This is a genomic window from Pseudomonas reactans, from assembly GCF_013385825.1.
Lineage (GTDB): Bacteria > Pseudomonadota > Gammaproteobacteria > Pseudomonadales > Pseudomonadaceae > Aquipseudomonas > Aquipseudomonas reactans.
In genome coordinates this window covers 50,954-66,087 of sequence record NZ_JACAPG010000027.1, presented here as the reverse complement: position 1 = coordinate 66,087, position 15,134 = coordinate 50,954, and the positions used below count along the sequence as shown (strand labels likewise).

At 58.2% G+C, this 15,134-nt stretch carries 16 protein-coding genes; 7 read left to right on the top strand and 9 right to left on the bottom strand.

Features of this window, described 5'->3' with window-relative positions; genetic code table 11:
- Positions 1 to 304 precede the first annotated feature (304 nt).
- Positions 305 to 775 carry a Cys-tRNA(Pro) deacylase gene (gene ybaK, locus HX868_RS29815; protein ID WP_095014898.1) on the top strand — a complete coding sequence of 157 codons (471 nt, stop codon included), beginning with the start codon at positions 305 to 307 and terminating at the stop codon, positions 773 to 775.
- Between the two features lie 102 nt (positions 776 to 877).
- On the opposite strand, the gene HX868_RS29810 is transcribed toward ybaK, so the two are convergent.
- Positions 878 to 1,924: an ABC transporter ATP-binding protein gene (locus HX868_RS29810; RefSeq protein ID WP_177005324.1), complete on the bottom strand. Its 1,047-nt coding sequence runs from the start codon at positions 1,922 to 1,924 to the stop codon at positions 878 to 880.
- Positions 1,921 to 2,841: an ornithine carbamoyltransferase gene (gene argF, locus HX868_RS29805; protein WP_038847844.1), complete on the bottom strand. Its 921-nt coding sequence runs from the start codon at positions 2,839 to 2,841 to the stop codon at positions 1,921 to 1,923. The genes HX868_RS29810 and argF overlap by 4 nt, the downstream gene beginning before the upstream one ends.
- 435 nt (positions 2,842 to 3,276) lie before the next feature.
- Between argF and HX868_RS29800 the strand changes: the two genes are divergently transcribed.
- Entirely contained in the window at positions 3,277 to 5,385 is a 2,109-nt protein-coding gene (locus tag HX868_RS29800; RefSeq protein ID WP_177005323.1) for a molybdopterin oxidoreductase family protein, read from the top strand.
- Positions 5,386 to 5,462: 77 nt separating this feature from the next.
- Complete coding sequence (grxD, locus tag HX868_RS29795; RefSeq protein WP_177005322.1) at positions 5,463 to 5,801, top strand: Grx4 family monothiol glutaredoxin; 339 nt, start codon at positions 5,463 to 5,465, stop codon at positions 5,799 to 5,801.
- Between the two features lie 69 nt (positions 5,802 to 5,870).
- On the opposite strand, the gene bfr is transcribed toward grxD, so the two are convergent.
- Together bfr and HX868_RS29785 are read right to left on the bottom strand one after the other, a co-directional pair.
- Positions 5,871 to 6,344 (bottom strand): bacterioferritin, encoded by a 474-nt coding sequence (gene bfr, locus HX868_RS29790; RefSeq protein WP_028619062.1) that lies wholly within the window; start codon positions 6,342 to 6,344, stop codon positions 5,871 to 5,873.
- A gap of 201 nt (positions 6,345 to 6,545) precedes the next feature.
- The gene (locus tag HX868_RS29785; RefSeq protein WP_010564137.1) at positions 6,546 to 6,764 is read right to left on the bottom strand and encodes a bacterioferritin-associated ferredoxin; all 219 of its coding nucleotides are present in this window, start codon (positions 6,762 to 6,764) and stop codon (positions 6,546 to 6,548) included.
- Between the two features lie 244 nt (positions 6,765 to 7,008).
- On the opposite strand from HX868_RS29785, the gene HX868_RS29780 reads away from it, so the two are divergent.
- Complete coding sequence (locus HX868_RS29780) at positions 7,009 to 7,611, top strand: peroxiredoxin (RefSeq protein WP_003172097.1); 603 nt, start codon at positions 7,009 to 7,011, stop codon at positions 7,609 to 7,611.
- Between the two features lie 65 nt (positions 7,612 to 7,676).
- On the opposite strand, the gene rnt is transcribed toward HX868_RS29780, so the two are convergent.
- A complete protein-coding gene (rnt, locus tag HX868_RS29775; protein WP_010212742.1) occupies positions 7,677 to 8,348 on the bottom strand; it encodes a ribonuclease T in 672 nt (223 codons plus the stop codon).
- Positions 8,345 to 9,391 carry a dihydroorotase gene (gene pyrC, locus HX868_RS29770; protein ID WP_177005321.1) on the bottom strand — a complete coding sequence of 349 codons (1,047 nt, stop codon included), beginning with the start codon at positions 9,389 to 9,391 and terminating at the stop codon, positions 8,345 to 8,347. The genes rnt and pyrC overlap by 4 nt, the downstream gene beginning before the upstream one ends.
- Positions 9,392 to 9,547: 156 nt before the next feature.
- Here pyrC and HX868_RS29765 point away from each other — a divergent pair, with 156 nt between their 5' ends.
- The 3 genes from HX868_RS29765 to HX868_RS29755 all read left to right on the top strand — a co-directional run bounded on the left by HX868_RS29765 (position 9,548) and on the right by HX868_RS29755 (position 13,057).
- Entirely contained in the window at positions 9,548 to 10,456 is a 909-nt protein-coding gene (locus HX868_RS29765; protein WP_177005320.1) for an OmpA family protein, read from the top strand.
- Positions 10,457 to 10,585: 129 nt separating this feature from the next.
- Positions 10,586 to 11,803, top strand: coding sequence for an argininosuccinate synthase (locus tag HX868_RS29760; protein ID WP_010212738.1), 1,218 nt, complete (start codon positions 10,586 to 10,588; stop codon positions 11,801 to 11,803).
- Positions 11,804 to 12,424: 621 nt separating this feature from the next.
- Positions 12,425 to 13,057 carry a response regulator transcription factor gene (locus HX868_RS29755; protein ID WP_028619065.1) on the top strand — a complete coding sequence of 211 codons (633 nt, stop codon included), beginning with the start codon at positions 12,425 to 12,427 and terminating at the stop codon, positions 13,055 to 13,057.
- 84 nt (positions 13,058 to 13,141) lie between these two features.
- Here HX868_RS29755 and HX868_RS29750 read toward each other — a convergent pair whose 3' ends face one another.
- The 3 genes from HX868_RS29750 to rsxB form a co-directional block, all read right to left on the bottom strand.
- Complete coding sequence (locus HX868_RS29750) at positions 13,142 to 13,324, bottom strand: PA3496 family putative envelope integrity protein (RefSeq protein ID WP_012722492.1); 183 nt, start codon at positions 13,322 to 13,324, stop codon at positions 13,142 to 13,144.
- 107 nt (positions 13,325 to 13,431) lie between these two features.
- On the bottom strand, positions 13,432 to 14,070 hold the full coding sequence (nth, locus tag HX868_RS29745) for an endonuclease III (RefSeq protein ID WP_038847851.1): 639 nt from the start codon (positions 14,068 to 14,070) through the stop codon (positions 13,432 to 13,434).
- A gap of 57 nt (positions 14,071 to 14,127) precedes the next feature.
- Complete coding sequence (gene rsxB, locus HX868_RS29740; RefSeq protein WP_281364988.1) at positions 14,128 to 15,117, bottom strand: electron transport complex subunit RsxB; 990 nt, start codon at positions 15,115 to 15,117, stop codon at positions 14,128 to 14,130.
- Between the last annotated feature and the right edge of the window lie 17 nt (positions 15,118 to 15,134).

Sequence of the window (15,134 nt, the reverse complement as noted above, 5' to 3'; positions counted from 1 at the left end):
GTCTGGCGCACAACCTCAACGGATTGTTGCGCGATTTTCACCGTGGCAAGGATCCCCATCCCGGTCGCGGCTTACTGCTTCAATACTGTGGGGCTATTCCTACAGTATTCGGAAACGAAAAAATATAGACAAGAATGACGGCTGTCAAAGGTCGAAAGTGAACCGTCAGTCACTTTCAAACTATTGGTCTGGTGAATGATCATGCTTGTCACGTTGCGCCTGCACCTTAAGAGTGGGCGGACTAGAGCGTTTTGTGTGGGCTTGGCCTAGAATTGGCCATCTGTTTGCCACGCCCGGAGACGCCATGACCCCCGCATTGGACCTGTTGAAAAAAGTTCGCGCCGAACATCGTATCCACAGTTATGAACACGACCCCAAGGCGGCGTCTTATGGGCTGGAGGCCGCGGAAAAATTGGGCCTCGACCCGGCGCAGGTGTTCAAGACCTTGTTGGCGAGCAGCGAGAAGGGCGAATTGTTGGTGGCGGTGGTGCCGGTCGTCGGAAGTCTGGACCTGAAGGCCCTGGCTCACGCGGCAGGCGTCAAGAAAGTCGAAATGGCCGACCCGGCAGCGGCGCAGCGTTCAACCGGTTACCTGTTGGGTGGCATCAGCCCGCTGGGGCAAAAGAAACGCCTGCGCACGTTTATCGATACAACGGCGCAACCCTTTGCAACGATTTTTGTAAGCGCGGGGAGAAGAGGCTTGGAAGTTGAACTGCCGGCAGCGGTGCTGGCTGAACATACCCAGGCCAAATTCGCAGAAATTGGCCGGGCATAACGATCACTGTAGGAGCGAGATTGCTCGCGAAAATCGCGAATGATAACGCGGGCTTCCTGAATGAGCCTGTTGCTCTCAGGTTTTGCGCAAGCAAGCTCGCTCCTACAGGGCCTGGAACAACACCAGGTGTTCGGCGGCCACACGGATCCCCACATCCGCGCCGACCTGATGGTCGGCATGGCTCGGGAAAATCGACTCCAACTGCGCGCCGGTCGGCAGTTGCAGGCGGTATAAGGTCGATGCGCCGAGAAAGGTCTTGCCGACGATCCGCGCTTTCAACGCGCTGTCCGGTGCGTAGACGATGTCATCCGGGCGCAGCAACACGTCCACCGCACCGCCGGTAGGCCAGGTGTAGGCGCGGTTGCCGCGCAATTCACCCAGTTCGGTACTGACCGATTCCGGCGAACTCAATTGGCCACGGATGAAGTAACCCTGGCCGATAAAGCTGGCGACATAGGGCGTCTGCGGTTCGTGATAGAGGTTGTAGGGTGTGTCCCACTGCTCCAGACGACCCTCCTTGAAAACCCCGACCTGGTCGCTGACGGCAAAGGCTTCTTCCTGGTCATGGGTCACCAGGATCGCACTGGTGCCGCGTGCCTTGAGGATGTCGCGCACCTCATGGCTGAGCTTGCGGCGCAGCTCGCCGTCCAGGTTGGAGAAGGGTTCATCCAGCAACAACAGGGCCGGCTCCGGCGCCAACGCGCGGGCGAGGGCGACGCGTTGTTGCTGGCCGCCGGAAAGCTCGTGGGGAAAGCGCTTGCCTAGGTTCTTCAGGTTGACCAGCTCCAGCAACTCAGCCACCACGCGGTCTTTCTGCGGATGCTTGCGAATACCGAAGGCAATGTTGTCGGCCACGCTCAAATGAGGAAACAGTGCGTAGTCCTGGAACACCATCCCGATACGACGTTTCTCTGGTGCCAGTGTGAAACCGGCACTGGAGATCACTTCGCCCGCCAGGCTGATCTCGCCATCGTGCACCGGCTCAAACCCGGCAATCGCACGCAACGTGGTGGTCTTGCCACAACCCGAGGAGCCCAGCAGGCAACCGATGTCGCCGGCATTGAGGTGCAGGTTGAGGTTCTGTACCACCCGTTGATCTTGATAGCCGCATGCCAGATTGCGCAGGTTCAGCAGTAATGAGTGGCTCATGCGTGGTGGTACGACGGCGGCACGAGGAATTCGAGCAGGGCCTTTTGCGCGTGCAGGCGGTTTTCGGCCTGGTCCCAGGCGACCGAGCGTGGGTCATCGAGCAGGTCGGTGCTGATCTCTTCGCCACGGTGGGCTGGCAGGCAGTGCATGAACAGCACGTCGGGCGCGGCCAGGTCGAGCAGGGCACGGGTCACCTGATACGGGGCGAACAGGGCCAGGCGCTTGGCGGTTTCCTCTTCCTGGCCCATGGAGGTCCAGACGTCGGTGCTCACCAGGTGCGCGCCGATCACCGCGTCACGCGGGTCGCGGACCAGGGTCACGCGGTCGCCGGCCTGGGCCAGGAAACGCGCGTCAGGCTCGTAGCCTTCCGGGCAGGCAACGCGCAGTTGGAAGTCGAACTGGATCGCCGCTTCTATATAGCTGTTGCACATGTTGTTGCCGTCGCCGATCCAGGCCACAGTCTTGCCCTGGATCGAGCCGCGGTGCTCAAGGAAGGTTTGCATGTCGGCCAGCAACTGGCACGGGTGCAGGTCGTCGGTCAGGCCGTTGATCACCGGTACGCGGGAGTGGGCGGCAAATTCGGTCACGGTGCTGTGGGCAAAGGTACGGATCATCACGGCGTCGAGCATGCTCGACATCACCTTTGCACTGTCGGCGATCGGCTCGCCACGCCCCAGTTGGGTGTCACGCGAGGACAAGAAGATGGCCTGGCCGCCCAATTGGATCATGCCGGCTTCGAATGACACGCGGGTGCGGGTCGACGACTTCTCGAAGATCATGCCGAGTACGCGGTTTTTCAAAGGCTCGAACAGTACGCCGCGGTTACGCAGGTCTTTAAGCTCAATGCCTCGACGGATCACGCTGACCAGCTCTTCGGGCGTGCAATCCATCAGGGAGAGAAAGTGCCTTGCGCTCATCATTAACTACCTTTTTGCAACAGACCGCAGATACTCAAAGCCTTGTTTATTGTGACAACGGGCGAGACCTGCGGCGAAAGCCGCACGGGGCGACGAAATAGGGGAAGGCGCGATCTTATAATTAAATGTCGCGTCTTACCAATAGGGCTACGGTTTTTAAGGGTGTTCAAGAAGGGCGCCGGGGCGCTTTTGAAGACTATTTCCAGACAGCAGCGAGCCATTTGTACACTGGCGTCGAGGCCTTTTGCAATGTGCGGGGGCGGGCGCAGGCCAGGCTGCGTCGGTTTCAGAGGCGGTATGCCGGGTTTTGAAACATTTGCTCACGCTTGCCCATGGCCTGGCCTGATGCGGGGCGATTCACGAGACGAACGTTGGTGGCGCCTGCACCTGTCGCGGCCCATAGTGGGATCAAAGCCCCTATAAAAGAGACTGGCCATGACCAAGACTCTCCACCACCGTGCCTGCCATCTGTGTGAAGCCATTTGTGGCCTGACCCTGGAAACCACCCAAGCCGACGATGGCAGCCTGGCGATCACCTCGATCAAGGGCGACGCCCAGGACAGCTTCAGCCGTGGGCATATCTGCCCCAAGGCCGTCGCGTTGCAGGATATCCAGAACGATCCCGACCGCCTGCACCAACCCATGTTGCGGGTCGGTAGCGATTGGCAGCCGATTGCGTGGGAAGACGCCTTCGCGCTGGTAGCCGAGCGGTTGTCAGGCATCCAGGCGCAGCATGGGCAGAATGCGGTGGCGGTTTACCAGGGCAACCCCAGCGTGCACAACTATGGGCTGATGACCCACAGCAACTACTTCCTCGGCCAGTTGAAGACGCGCAATCGGTTTTCCGCGACGTCGGTGGACCAGTTGCCCCATCACCTCACCAGTTACCTCATGTACGGCCACGGCCTGTTGCTGCCGATCCCGGACATCGATCACACCGACTTCATGCTGATCCTGGGGGGTAATCCACTCGCGTCCAACGGCAGCATCATGACTGTGCCCGACGTGGAGAAGCGCCTCAAGGCGATCCAGGCGCGGGGCGGCAAAGTGGTGGTGATCGACCCACGGCGCAGTGAAACGGCAGCAATGGCCGACCAGCATCTGTTCGTGCGCCCCGGTGGGGATGCGGCGTTGTTGTTCGGCGTGCTCAACACCTTGTTCAGCGAGAACCTGACCCGCGACAGCCATTTACCGATTGAAGGCCTTGAGGACGTACGGCGCGCTATCGCTGGGTTTACCGCCGAGGCCATGAGCCGCCAATGTGCGGTGCCTGCCGAGCAGATCCGCCAATTGGCACGGGACTTTGCTGCAGCCGACAAGGCCGTGTGCTACGGGCGCATGGGCGTGTCGACCCAGGCATTCGGCACGCTGTGCCATTGGCTGGTGCAGTTGATCAACCTGGTGACTGGCAACCTGGACCGCGTCGGAGGCGCGTTGTGCACCACGCCGGCGGTGGACCTGGTGGCGTCGACCGGTGGCGGGCATTTCAACCGCTGGCAAAGTCGGGTTTCCGGGCGTCCGGAGTACGGTGGTGAGTTGCCTGTGTCGGCATTGGCTGAGGAAATGCTCACCGAGGGTGAAGGACAAATCCGTGCATTGGTTACGGTGGCGGGTAATCCGGTGTTGTCGACGCCCAACGGTCGACAATTGGAGCAGGCGCTTGATGGTCTGGAGTTCATGGTCAGCATCGACCTCTACATCAATGAAACCACGCGCTATGCCGACCTGATCCTGCCGTCTACGTCGGCGCTGGAAAACGATCATTACGACACCACCTTCAATATGTTTGCGGTGCGTAACGTCACCCGCTTCAATCGGGCGATCTTGCCCAAGCCTGCGGGCGCGCTGCATGACTGGGAGATTTTCGTCGGCCTGGCCAAAGCCTTCGCTGCTCACAATGGTGTCGCGCTCAAGCCGACGATGTCCCCTGCGCAAATGATTGATTTTGGCCTGCGTGCGGGCGTCTACGGTGATGCATCCAGCCACAAGTTGTCCGTGGCCATGCTGGCGGATCATCCCCACGGCGTCGACTTAGGGCCGCTGCAACCCAACCTGTCAGCGCGTTTGAAAACCGCTGATGGCAAGGTGCAAACGGCGCCGCCAGTGATCCTTGCCGACCTGGTGCGTTTTGCCGCTCAACCGGCGCCAGTCGATGACGAACTGCTGCTGATCGGTCGTCGCCATGTGCGCAGCAATAATTCCTGGATGCATAACTATCACCGGCTGGTGAAGGGCAAGCCGCGCCATCAATTGCTGATGCATCCGGACGATCTGGCCAGCCGGCAATTGAGCGATGGCCAGCGGGTGCGGGTCAGTTCGCGCATTGGCATGATCGAAGTGGAAGTGCTGGCCAGCCTGGACATGATGCCCGGCGTGGTCAGCCTGCCCCATGGTTGGGGTCATGGGCGCCCAGGCGTGCAGATGACGATCGCCAGCGGGCAGCCAGGGGCGAGCGCCAACGATCTGACCGACGAACGGCAACTGGACGAGCTCTCGGGCAATGCAGCGCTCAATGGCGTGCCGGTGCTGGTAGCAGCCGCCTGAGCACCGCGCTGGAATTTTGCGTTACAATGCGCCACCGTGCCGACCTGTGAGTCGCAAAGTTCCAGCCGAGGTGTTCCATGGATATCATCGAAACGATCAAAGAGCAGATTGCCAACAACACCATTCTGCTTTATATGAAGGGCGCGCCAAACGCTCCTCAGTGCGGTTTCTCCGCGAAGGCGTCCCAGGCCATCATGGCGTGTGGCGAGAAATTCGCTTACGTGGATATCCTGCAAAACCCTGAAATCCGCGCCAACCTGCCGAAATACGCCAACTGGCCGACTTTCCCACAACTGTGGGTGGCCGGTGAGCTGGTCGGCGGTAGCGACATCATCGTTGAGATGGCGGCTGATGGTTCGCTGCAAACGCTGGTCAAAGAAGCAGCAGCCAACGCGGCGACCAAGACCGACGCTTGATGCGCTTGCAATAAAAAGCCCCGCTTCTCGTGAGAGAGCGGGGCTTTTTTGTACCTGCGAGCTGGGGGCTTATTCTTCGCCCATCTGCGATTGCAGGTAGTTTTCCAGGCTGACTTTGTCGATCAGGCCCAGTTGGGTCTCCAGCCAGTCGATGTGTTCTTCCTGGTCTTCGAGGATGTCTTCCAGCAGTTCGCGGCTGCCGAAGTCACCTTTGCTTTCGCAGTGAGCGATGGCGGCCTTGAGGTCGCTGTGGCTCTTGTGTTCGAACTTCAGGTCGCTGCTGATCATTTCCTGGGTGTGCTCGCCGATGTTCAGCTTGCCCAGGTCCTGCACGTTCGGCAGACCTTCCAGGAATAGGATGCGCTTAATCAACGCGTCAGCGTCTTTCATGGCCTTGATGGATTCTTTGTATTCGCGCTTGCCCAGCTTTTCCAGGCCCCAATCGTCATACATGCGCGCATGCAGAAAGTACTGATTGATCGCGACCAGTTCATTGGCAAGGATTTTGTTGAGTTGCTGGATGACTGAGATGTCGCCTTTCATGACTGGGGTCCTGCCCTGTAATAGCTGTGTATAAGGCGGAGTTTGAGCGGCGAAATCCTTAGTGTCAAACCTAAGTTATTGAATAATAAATGAAAATTAATCGGAATAAGAATGTTTGTGTTCCGCGTCTTGGCGCTAACTAATTGAATTGTGGGCATAAAAAAACCGGACACTAAGTCCGGTTCTTTAAAACACGCCCAATCAGGCGTGTGTAAATTCTGCTGAATAGGGAAGCGCGGCCTGGGCTGTCTGCAGCTGCGTCAGGGTTTCCCGTACCACTTGCTTGGCGAGGCAAGCACATTTACCGCACTGGCTGGCAACGCCGGTGGTTTCACGCACTTCCTTGTAGCTGCAGCAACCTTCATAGATTGCTTCGCGGATTTGTCCGTCGGTGACGCCAGTACAGAGGCACACATACATAAGGGAGAACCGTCGCGGGTTTAAGGCTTAAGTGCGATGGATCTTAATGTTAACGAGAATGATTGTCAAAGTAGATTCGTAGGGTATTTGCTGGCACCGCGCCCGCACTGACGAACGGTTTTTTCAGTGTATGATGGTCGGTCTTCACGAAGCGTGACTGCGTCACAGGGCTGTCGCTTGAATGCGGCAGACTCGGGGCCGGTCCTTTTACTTCAATCGTCACCCTCACATCAGGAGATACCCAATGAGCGTACTCGTCGGCAAACAAGCCCCGGATTTCGACGTCCCAGCCGTCCTCGGCAATGGCGAAATCGTAGACAGCTTCAAACTGTCTGAAGCCATCAAAGGCAAATACGGCCTGGTGTTCTTCTACCCGCTGGACTTCACCTTCGTCTGCCCTTCGGAGCTGATCGCTCTGGATCACCGCATGGACGATTTCAAGGCGCGCAACGTTGAAGTGGTAGCCGTCTCCATCGACTCCCATTTCACCCACAACGCCTGGCGCAACACCGCCATCAATGATGGCGGCATCGGCAAAGTCAAATACACCATGGCTGCCGACATGAAGCACGACATCGCCAAGGCCTACGACGTTGAGTCTGAAGGCGGCGTGGCCTTCCGTGGCGCGTTCCTGATCGATGACAAGGGCGTTGTCCGCTCCCAGATCATCAACGACCTGCCACTGGGCCGTAACATGGAAGAGCTGATCCGCCTGGTCGACGCCCTGCAATTCCACGAAGAGCACGGCGAAGTTTGCCCTGCCAACTGGAAAAAAGGCGACAAAGGCATGAACGCTTCGCCAGAAGGCGTTGCGGCATACCTGACCGAGAACGCTGGCAAGTTGTAAGCCTGGTTCGAGGTACAAAAAAACCGGCCTGAGAAGGCCGGTTTTTTTATGGGCGGGATATCACCTCAATCGTTGAAGTCTTCCCAGCCGCCCATGTCTTTCCAGCGGTTGACGATGCCGCAGAACAGCTCGGCGGTCTTCTCGGTGTCGTAGCGAGCCGAGTGGGCCTCACGCCCGTCAAAGTCGATACCGGCTGCCTGGCAGGCTTTCGCCAACACGGTCTGGCCGTAGGCCAGGCCGGCGAGGGTCGCCGTGTCGAAGCTGGAGAACGGGTGGAACGGGTTGCGTTTCATATCCAGCCGCGCCACGGCGGCGTTCAGGAAGCCCAGGTCGAAGCTGCTGTTGTGGCCGACCAGGATCGCGCGTTTGCAGCCATTGGCCTTCAACGCCTTGCGCACGCCACGGAAAATATCGGTCAACGCCGCTTCTTCACTCACCGCCATGCGCAGTGGGTGATCGAGCTTGATCCCCGTAAATTCCAAGGCCGCCGCTTCGATGTTGGCACCTTCAAACGGCTCGACGCGGAAGAAGTGGGTGTGTTCCGGGAACACAAAACCCTGCTCGTCCATGCCAATAGTCGTTGCGGCGATTTCCAGCAATGCGTCGGTGGCGCAATTGAAACCACCGGTTTCTACGTCGATGACTACCGGCAGATAGCCGCGAAACCGCTCGGCCATCGGGTGACGCGAACCGCCACCACTGTGCTCGTGTTCGTCGTCGTAATGGTCTTCACTCACTTGCTTTCCTCCAGCAGGCGCCAGCGCAGTGTTTCACCGGCGCGCAGCGGGATAACAGTCAGCTCGCCAAACGGCAGGCTGGCAGGGGCGGTCCAGTCTTCACGGACCAGGGTGATGCGGTCGGTATTCGCCGGCAGGCCGTAGAAACGCGGGCCGTTGAGGCTTGCGAAACCTTCGAGCTTGTCCAAGGCGTTGCGTTGTTCGAACGCTTCGGCGTACAGCTCGATGGCAGCAAACGCTGTGTAGCAACCGGCACAGCCACACGCCGCTTCTTTAGCATGCTGGGCGTGCGGCGCGGAGTCGGTGCCGAGGAAGAACTTCGGATTGCCGCTGGTTGCCGCATCCAGCAAGGCCACTTGGTGGGTGTTGCGCTTGAGGATCGGCAGGCAATAGAAGTGCGGCCGAATCCCGCCCACCAGCATGTGGTTGCGGTTGTACAGCAGGTGATGCGCAGTGATGGTTGCGCCAACGTTGGCCGAGGCCTCGCTGACGAACTGCACGGCATCGGCGGTGGTGATGTGCTCGAACACCACCTTGAGGGTCGGGAACAGCTCGACCACTCGGCGCATATGTTCGTCGATGAAGATCTTCTCGCGGTCGAACACGTCCACGTCGCCACGGGTGACTTCACCGTGGATCAACAGTGGCATGCCGACTTCGGCCATGGCTTCGATGGCCGGCAGAATCTTGTCGATACTGGTCACGCCGGAATCGGAGTTGGTGGTCGCGCCGGCCGGGTACAACTTGGCGGCGTGCACAAAACCGCTGGCCTTGGCCTCACGAATCTCTTCGGGTTGGGTGCGGTCGGTGAGGTAGAGCACCATCAACGGTTCGAAGCGGCTGCCGGCCGGTCGTGCAGCGAGGATACGCTGGCGATAGGCATCGGCTTGCTCGGCATTACGCACCGGAGGTACCAGGTTAGGCATGATGATGGCGCGGCCAAACGTGCGCGCGACATCGGCCACGGTGTGGGGTAACGCAGCACCATCGCGAAGATGAATATGCCAGTCGTCGGGACGCAGCAGGGTCAGGCGGTCGGACATTGGGGATTCCAGGCGGGTCAATCTGGTGGGAATGCTACCGGAAAAGACTCTATCAGGCACTCGCTATCAAGTTTTGCAGGATGCAACCGATAGCCTTGGGTATGCCTTATCGATGTATGACGCTTTGAAGTGTTGTAGAAACCAGTGGAGCCGCCCGTGCGCCAGCAATATCTAGCCCTGCTCAGTGTGTTCGCCAGCCTGCCTGCGATGGCCCTCACGTTCCAGACACGCCTGGAGAATATTGAGTGGAAGGTGGAAGGCGACCAGTTCGAGTGCCGCCTGACCCAGCCGATCACCGATTTCGGTTCGGGTGAGTTCGTGCGCCGGGCCGGCGAGCAGGCGACATTTCGTCTGAAAGCCTACAACGGCTCGCTGGGAGCCGGTTCGGCCACGTTGCTGGCCGCGGCAGCGCCGTGGCAGCCGGGGCGAGGTGATATCAACCTCGGTGCCGTGCGTGCTGGCAGTGGCGATGTATTGTTCAATAGCTCCCAAGCCCAAGCGGGGCGTCTGTTCAATGGCTTGCTGGAAGGGCGCAGCCCGACCGTGCGGCACTATGGGCGTGAAGGCGGCTATTCGGAAATCCGCCTGCTGCCGGTCAAATTCAACAAGGCCTACAACGATTACCAAGTGTGCACCGCCAAGCTGCTGCCGATGAATTATGACCAGGTCAAACAGACCGAAGTCGGCTTCCCCGGTGGCGGAATCGAACTGGACGCGGCCGCCAAGAAGAAACTCGACGTGATTCTCGCGTTTATGAAAGCCGACCCCACCGTCAACCACATCGAGTTGAATGGCCACTCGGACAACAGTGGCAACCGCCTGACCAATCGCGACGTCTCGCGCCGTCGCGGCTTGGCGGTCATGGACTACTTCAAGGCCAACGGGATCCCGGAATCGCAGATCACCCTGCGTTTCCACGGCGAAAGCTACCCACTGGCGCCCAACACCAATGCGGCCAACCGGGCCCGCAACCGCCGCGTGAATATCCAGCTTGAACGCGTGGCTGCCCCCGAGAAACCGGCGCCTCAGGCCACCGGGCCAAGCAACCCCGCACACACGTCCTAAGGTGCGACCATCGGTCGCCCGTTCGACATAATCTGTCGCTTTATCTTCATTTGCTGTCGCGCCTCTGTAAATTCACGGTTTTGGTCGGTAGAATCGACGCCTTTCCGTACAACCCCGTGGAGTGATGGCATGGCCGACGTAAACAAGGTCGTTCTCGCGTATTCCGGCGGCCTGGACACTTCGGTGATCCTCAAGTGGCTGCAGGATACTTATAACTGTGAAGTGGTGACCTTCACCGCTGACCTGGGTCAGGGCGAAGAGGTCGAACCTGCACGTGCCAAGGCGCAAGCCATGGGCGTGAAAGAGATCTACATTGACGACCTGCGCGAAGAGTTCGTCCGCGATTTCGTTTTCCCGATGTTTCGCGCCAACACCGTCTACGAAGGCGAGTACCTGCTGGGTACCTCCATCGCACGTCCGCTGATCGCCAAACGCCTGATCGAAATCGCCAACGAAACCGGCGCCGACGCCATTTCCCATGGCGCTACCGGCAAGGGCAACGACCAGGTGCGTTTCGAACTGGGTGCCTACGCCCTCAAGCCTGGCGTGAAAGTGATTGCCCCTTGGCGTGAATGGGACCTGCTGTCCCGTGAAAAGCTGATGGATTACGCTGAGAAGCACGCAATCCCGATCGAACGTCACGGCAAGAAGAAGTCCCCGTACTCGATGGACGCCAACCTGCTGCACATCTCCTATGAAGGCGGCGTGCTGGAAGACACCTGGACCGAGCACGAAGAAGACATGTGGAAATGGACCGTCTCCCCGGAGAACGCGCCCGACAAGCCGCAGTACCTGGAGCTGACCTACCGCAACGGTGACATCGTCGCGCTGGACGGCGTCGAGATGACCCCGGCCACCGTACTGGCGACCCTGAATCGTATCGGTGGCGAACACGGTATCGGCCGCCTCGACATCGTCGAGAACCGTTACGTGGGCATGAAGTCCCGTGGCTGCTACGAAACCCCGGGCGGCACCATCATGCTGCGCGCCCACCGCGCCATCGAGTCCATCACCCTGGACCGCGAAGTGGCTCACCTGAAAGACGAGCTGATGCCCAAGTACGCCAGCCTGATCTACACCGGCTACTGGTGGAGCCCTGAGCGTTTGATGCTGCAACAGATGATCGACGCTTCTCAGGTCCACGTGAACGGCGTTGTGCGCCTGAAGCTGTACAAAGGCAATGTGATCGTGACCGGTCGCAAATCCGATGAGTCGCTGTTCGACGCCAACATCGCCACCTTCGAAGAAGACGGCGGTGCTTACAACCAGGCGGACGCAGCGGGCTTTATCAAGTTGAACGCATTGCGCATGCGCATTGCGGCCAACAAAGGTCGCTCGTTGTTCTAAGCCTCAGCGCGGTATGAAGAATGGCCCCTTGTTCAAGGGGCCATTTTTTTTGCCTGTGATTTTGTAGAGACGCTCATGTTTATAACGATTAAACGTCTGTTGATTTTTCCTCAAAATCGTTATCAGAGATGGGATTTTAATGAATTGTTGTTGAAAGTTTGTAGGGGGAATGATTTTTTTACATCTTTGTAGGAACTAGTCTTACAGATAATTCACTCATGTAAGTGTGGCGAAGATACAAAATGCCGAATGGTCTGTAGGAATTAAGGATGTAAGTGAATATGTTGAATGGAACCAAAGCAGACGGATTGTTCTGGCCGTTTTCCCCTGCAACAGGCGAGAGGCAAGGGGCATTTCCTGATAGTCATGTGCGGCACGTTTACCCAAGCCCCTATAAGTCAGGGATATTTCACTCAAAGTATGTAAGTTCCCGGAAAGGTCTGAAAGGCTCCATAAAATCAGATGCCTCAGAGATGGCGTTTTTTTGTAGGGAAATTCCTTTATCGCTGTGGGGTGGGTCTCTGCTTGCTGTTGCTTGGGGGGGAGCGCTATGCCAACTAGGAAACGACTAGGCTATTGTGCTTGCTCTAAATAATTCGAACAGCGAAATTGGACTTTCTCATGAATAAAGTGCTGATCGTGGATGATCATCCCGTCATTCGTCTTGCTGTGCGTATGCTAATGGAGCGTCATGGTTATGAGGTCGTTGCCGAGACCGATAACGGTGTCGATGCATTGCAACTTGCACGGGAGCATATGCCGGACATTGTCATACTGGACATTGGAATTCCCAAACTTGATGGCCTGGAAGTTATTTGCCGGTTGTCTTCTACCAAGCAGGCTGTGCCATTCAAAGTACTGGTTCTCACGTCTCAGGCCCCTGGTCATTTTTCCATGCGTTGCATGCAGGCTGGGGCCGCCGGCTACGTGTGCAAGCAGCAGGACCTCACCGAATTGCTGAGTGCCATCAAGGCGGTCCTGTCGGGCTACAGCTACTTTCCCAATCAGGCGCTCAATTCGGTACGCTCCACCATGGGCAATGCCAGCGAGGCCGATATGGTCGAGCGCCTGTCCGGGCGGGAAATGATGGTGTTGCAGCAGTTGGCGCGAGGCAGAACCAACAAGGAGATTGCCGACGGCATGTTCCTCAGCAACAAGACCGTCAGCACCTACAAGACGCGTTTGCTGCTCAAACTAAATGCGCGCTCGCTGGTGGACCTGATCGAACTGGCCCAGCGTAACGGTTTGGTATAGAAGAGGACGTAGCACAGCGGACAGCCCGGTTGCCCGGCAGAAAAAAGCCTCCGTGAAGGAGGCTTCCGGCTGTCGATCGCTCGATCAGAGATCGAAGTCGTAATCGGCCAGTTGTTTTTGCAAGCGTCGCTCTTCCAGAAGATTGTCGATAGTGCGGCGTTTGCTCAAATTGGTCTTGGCGACCTCTGCTACAGGTGTCTCTGCCCCATCGTCGTCCGACTCAACGAGGTCGTCTTCCACTTCCAGTTGCTCTTTGCCAGTGCTCATAAGGTTCACTCCGGGCTAAGACTGCCGTTGGCGCTCCTTATAACGATAATCCATGATCCGGTAAAAAAGATTTTTTCAATCGATTGATCGAGAAAAGCAATGATCCGTCAATCGTCGGACGTCTTGTCCTTATATTCGCACAGGTCTTCGATGCGACAGCTGCCGCAGCGTGGCTTGCGGGCCTGGCAAACGTAGCGTCCGTGAAGGATCAACCAGTGGTGGGAATCCAGCAGATAGGGCTTGGGCACGAACTTCATCAACTGCTTTTCTACCTCCACTACGTTCTTGCCACGGGCAATGCCGGTTCGGTTGCTGACCCGGAAGATGTGGGTGTCCACAGCCATGGTCAGTTGCCGGAACGCGGTGTTGAGCACCACGTTGGCAGTTTTTCGGCCGACGCCTGGCAGCGCTTCCAAGGCTTCGCGGGTTTGGGGCACTTCACTGCCGTGCAGTTCCACCAACAGGCGGCAGGTTTCGATGACGTTCTTGGCCTTGCTGTTGTACAGGCCGATGGTCTTGATGTATTCCGACAATCCCTCCACACCCAAGGCATAGATCGCCTCTGGCGTATTCGCCACGGGGTACAGCTTGGCCGTAGCCTTGTTCACGCCGACGTCGGTGGATTGGGCCGACAAGATCACTGCAATCAGCAACTCGAACGGCGTGGTGTAGGCCAGTTCGGTTTTGGGTTCTGGATTGTCTTCGTGGAGCCTGCGGAAAATTTCCAGGCGTTTTGCGGCGTTCATGGGGTGGGTTTCCCTGGCAGTCGGTCGGCGGGATTGTAGCAATACAGGTTTTGCGAATCAGGTGTTGCCATGGGCATCCACTTGGCGCTGCGCCTCGTCGAGGTTGTGCTGCGCCTCGGCCAGTTGCTGCGGGTTGGCGTTCAAGTCCTGGGCTTTCTTCAACGCTGCGCGGCGCATCGCCAGCTGGATTTTGGCGCGTTTCAGGTCGGCAGTATTACCGGTTTTAGCCATTGCCTTCGGCGCGGTGCCCAACTCCAGCGTCGTCAGAGCTTGTTCTGCCGCTTCGAACTGCTGCTGCAAGACGATCAACTGTGACTGCTGTTCAAAAGTTGGCGGGTGACCGAAGGCCTTCAAGGATTTATGCAGTTGGGCGCGACTCATGGCGACCGTGATCTTGGCTTTCTTGATCGCGGCGTCCTGTGCTGTATCGGCTTGCACAGGTAAAACCGGCACTGAGCGTTTGGCCCGAGCCAGACGTTCAGCAATTTTTTGCGCGTCCTCCCGTTGCAGCCGCGCGTTGCGTTGCTCATACCGCCGTCTCGCCCGGTCGCGCTTGAGGCTGCGCTCATGGCGTTGCTGATCATTGGTGGCCAGGCCGCCGACAATTGGCAACACAGCAGCTGTCGGGCGCATCTCAATGCAGTCAACGGGGCAGGGCGCGACGCAGAGTTCGCAACCGGTGCACTCGTCGACGATGACCGTGTGCATCAACTTGGCTGCGCCGACAATGGCATCCACCGGGCAGGCCTGGATGCACTTGGTGCACCCGATGCACTCGGCTTCGCGGATGTAGGCGATCTGGGCCGGCGCTTTCCCTCGGGTGATATCCAGTTCCAGCACCGGCACGCGCAACAATTGTGCAAGACCTGCAATGGTTTCCTGTCCACCGGGCGGGCACTTGTTGATCGCTTCGCCTTGAGCAATACCCTCAGCGTAAGGCTTACAGCCTGGGTGCCCGCATTTGCCGCATTGGGTCTGCGGCAGCAGCGTGTCGATACGTTGAATGAGGTTCATGGGATGATCATGGACATGCCGGTTAACAAACAGAGCTTGATTATCCGGCA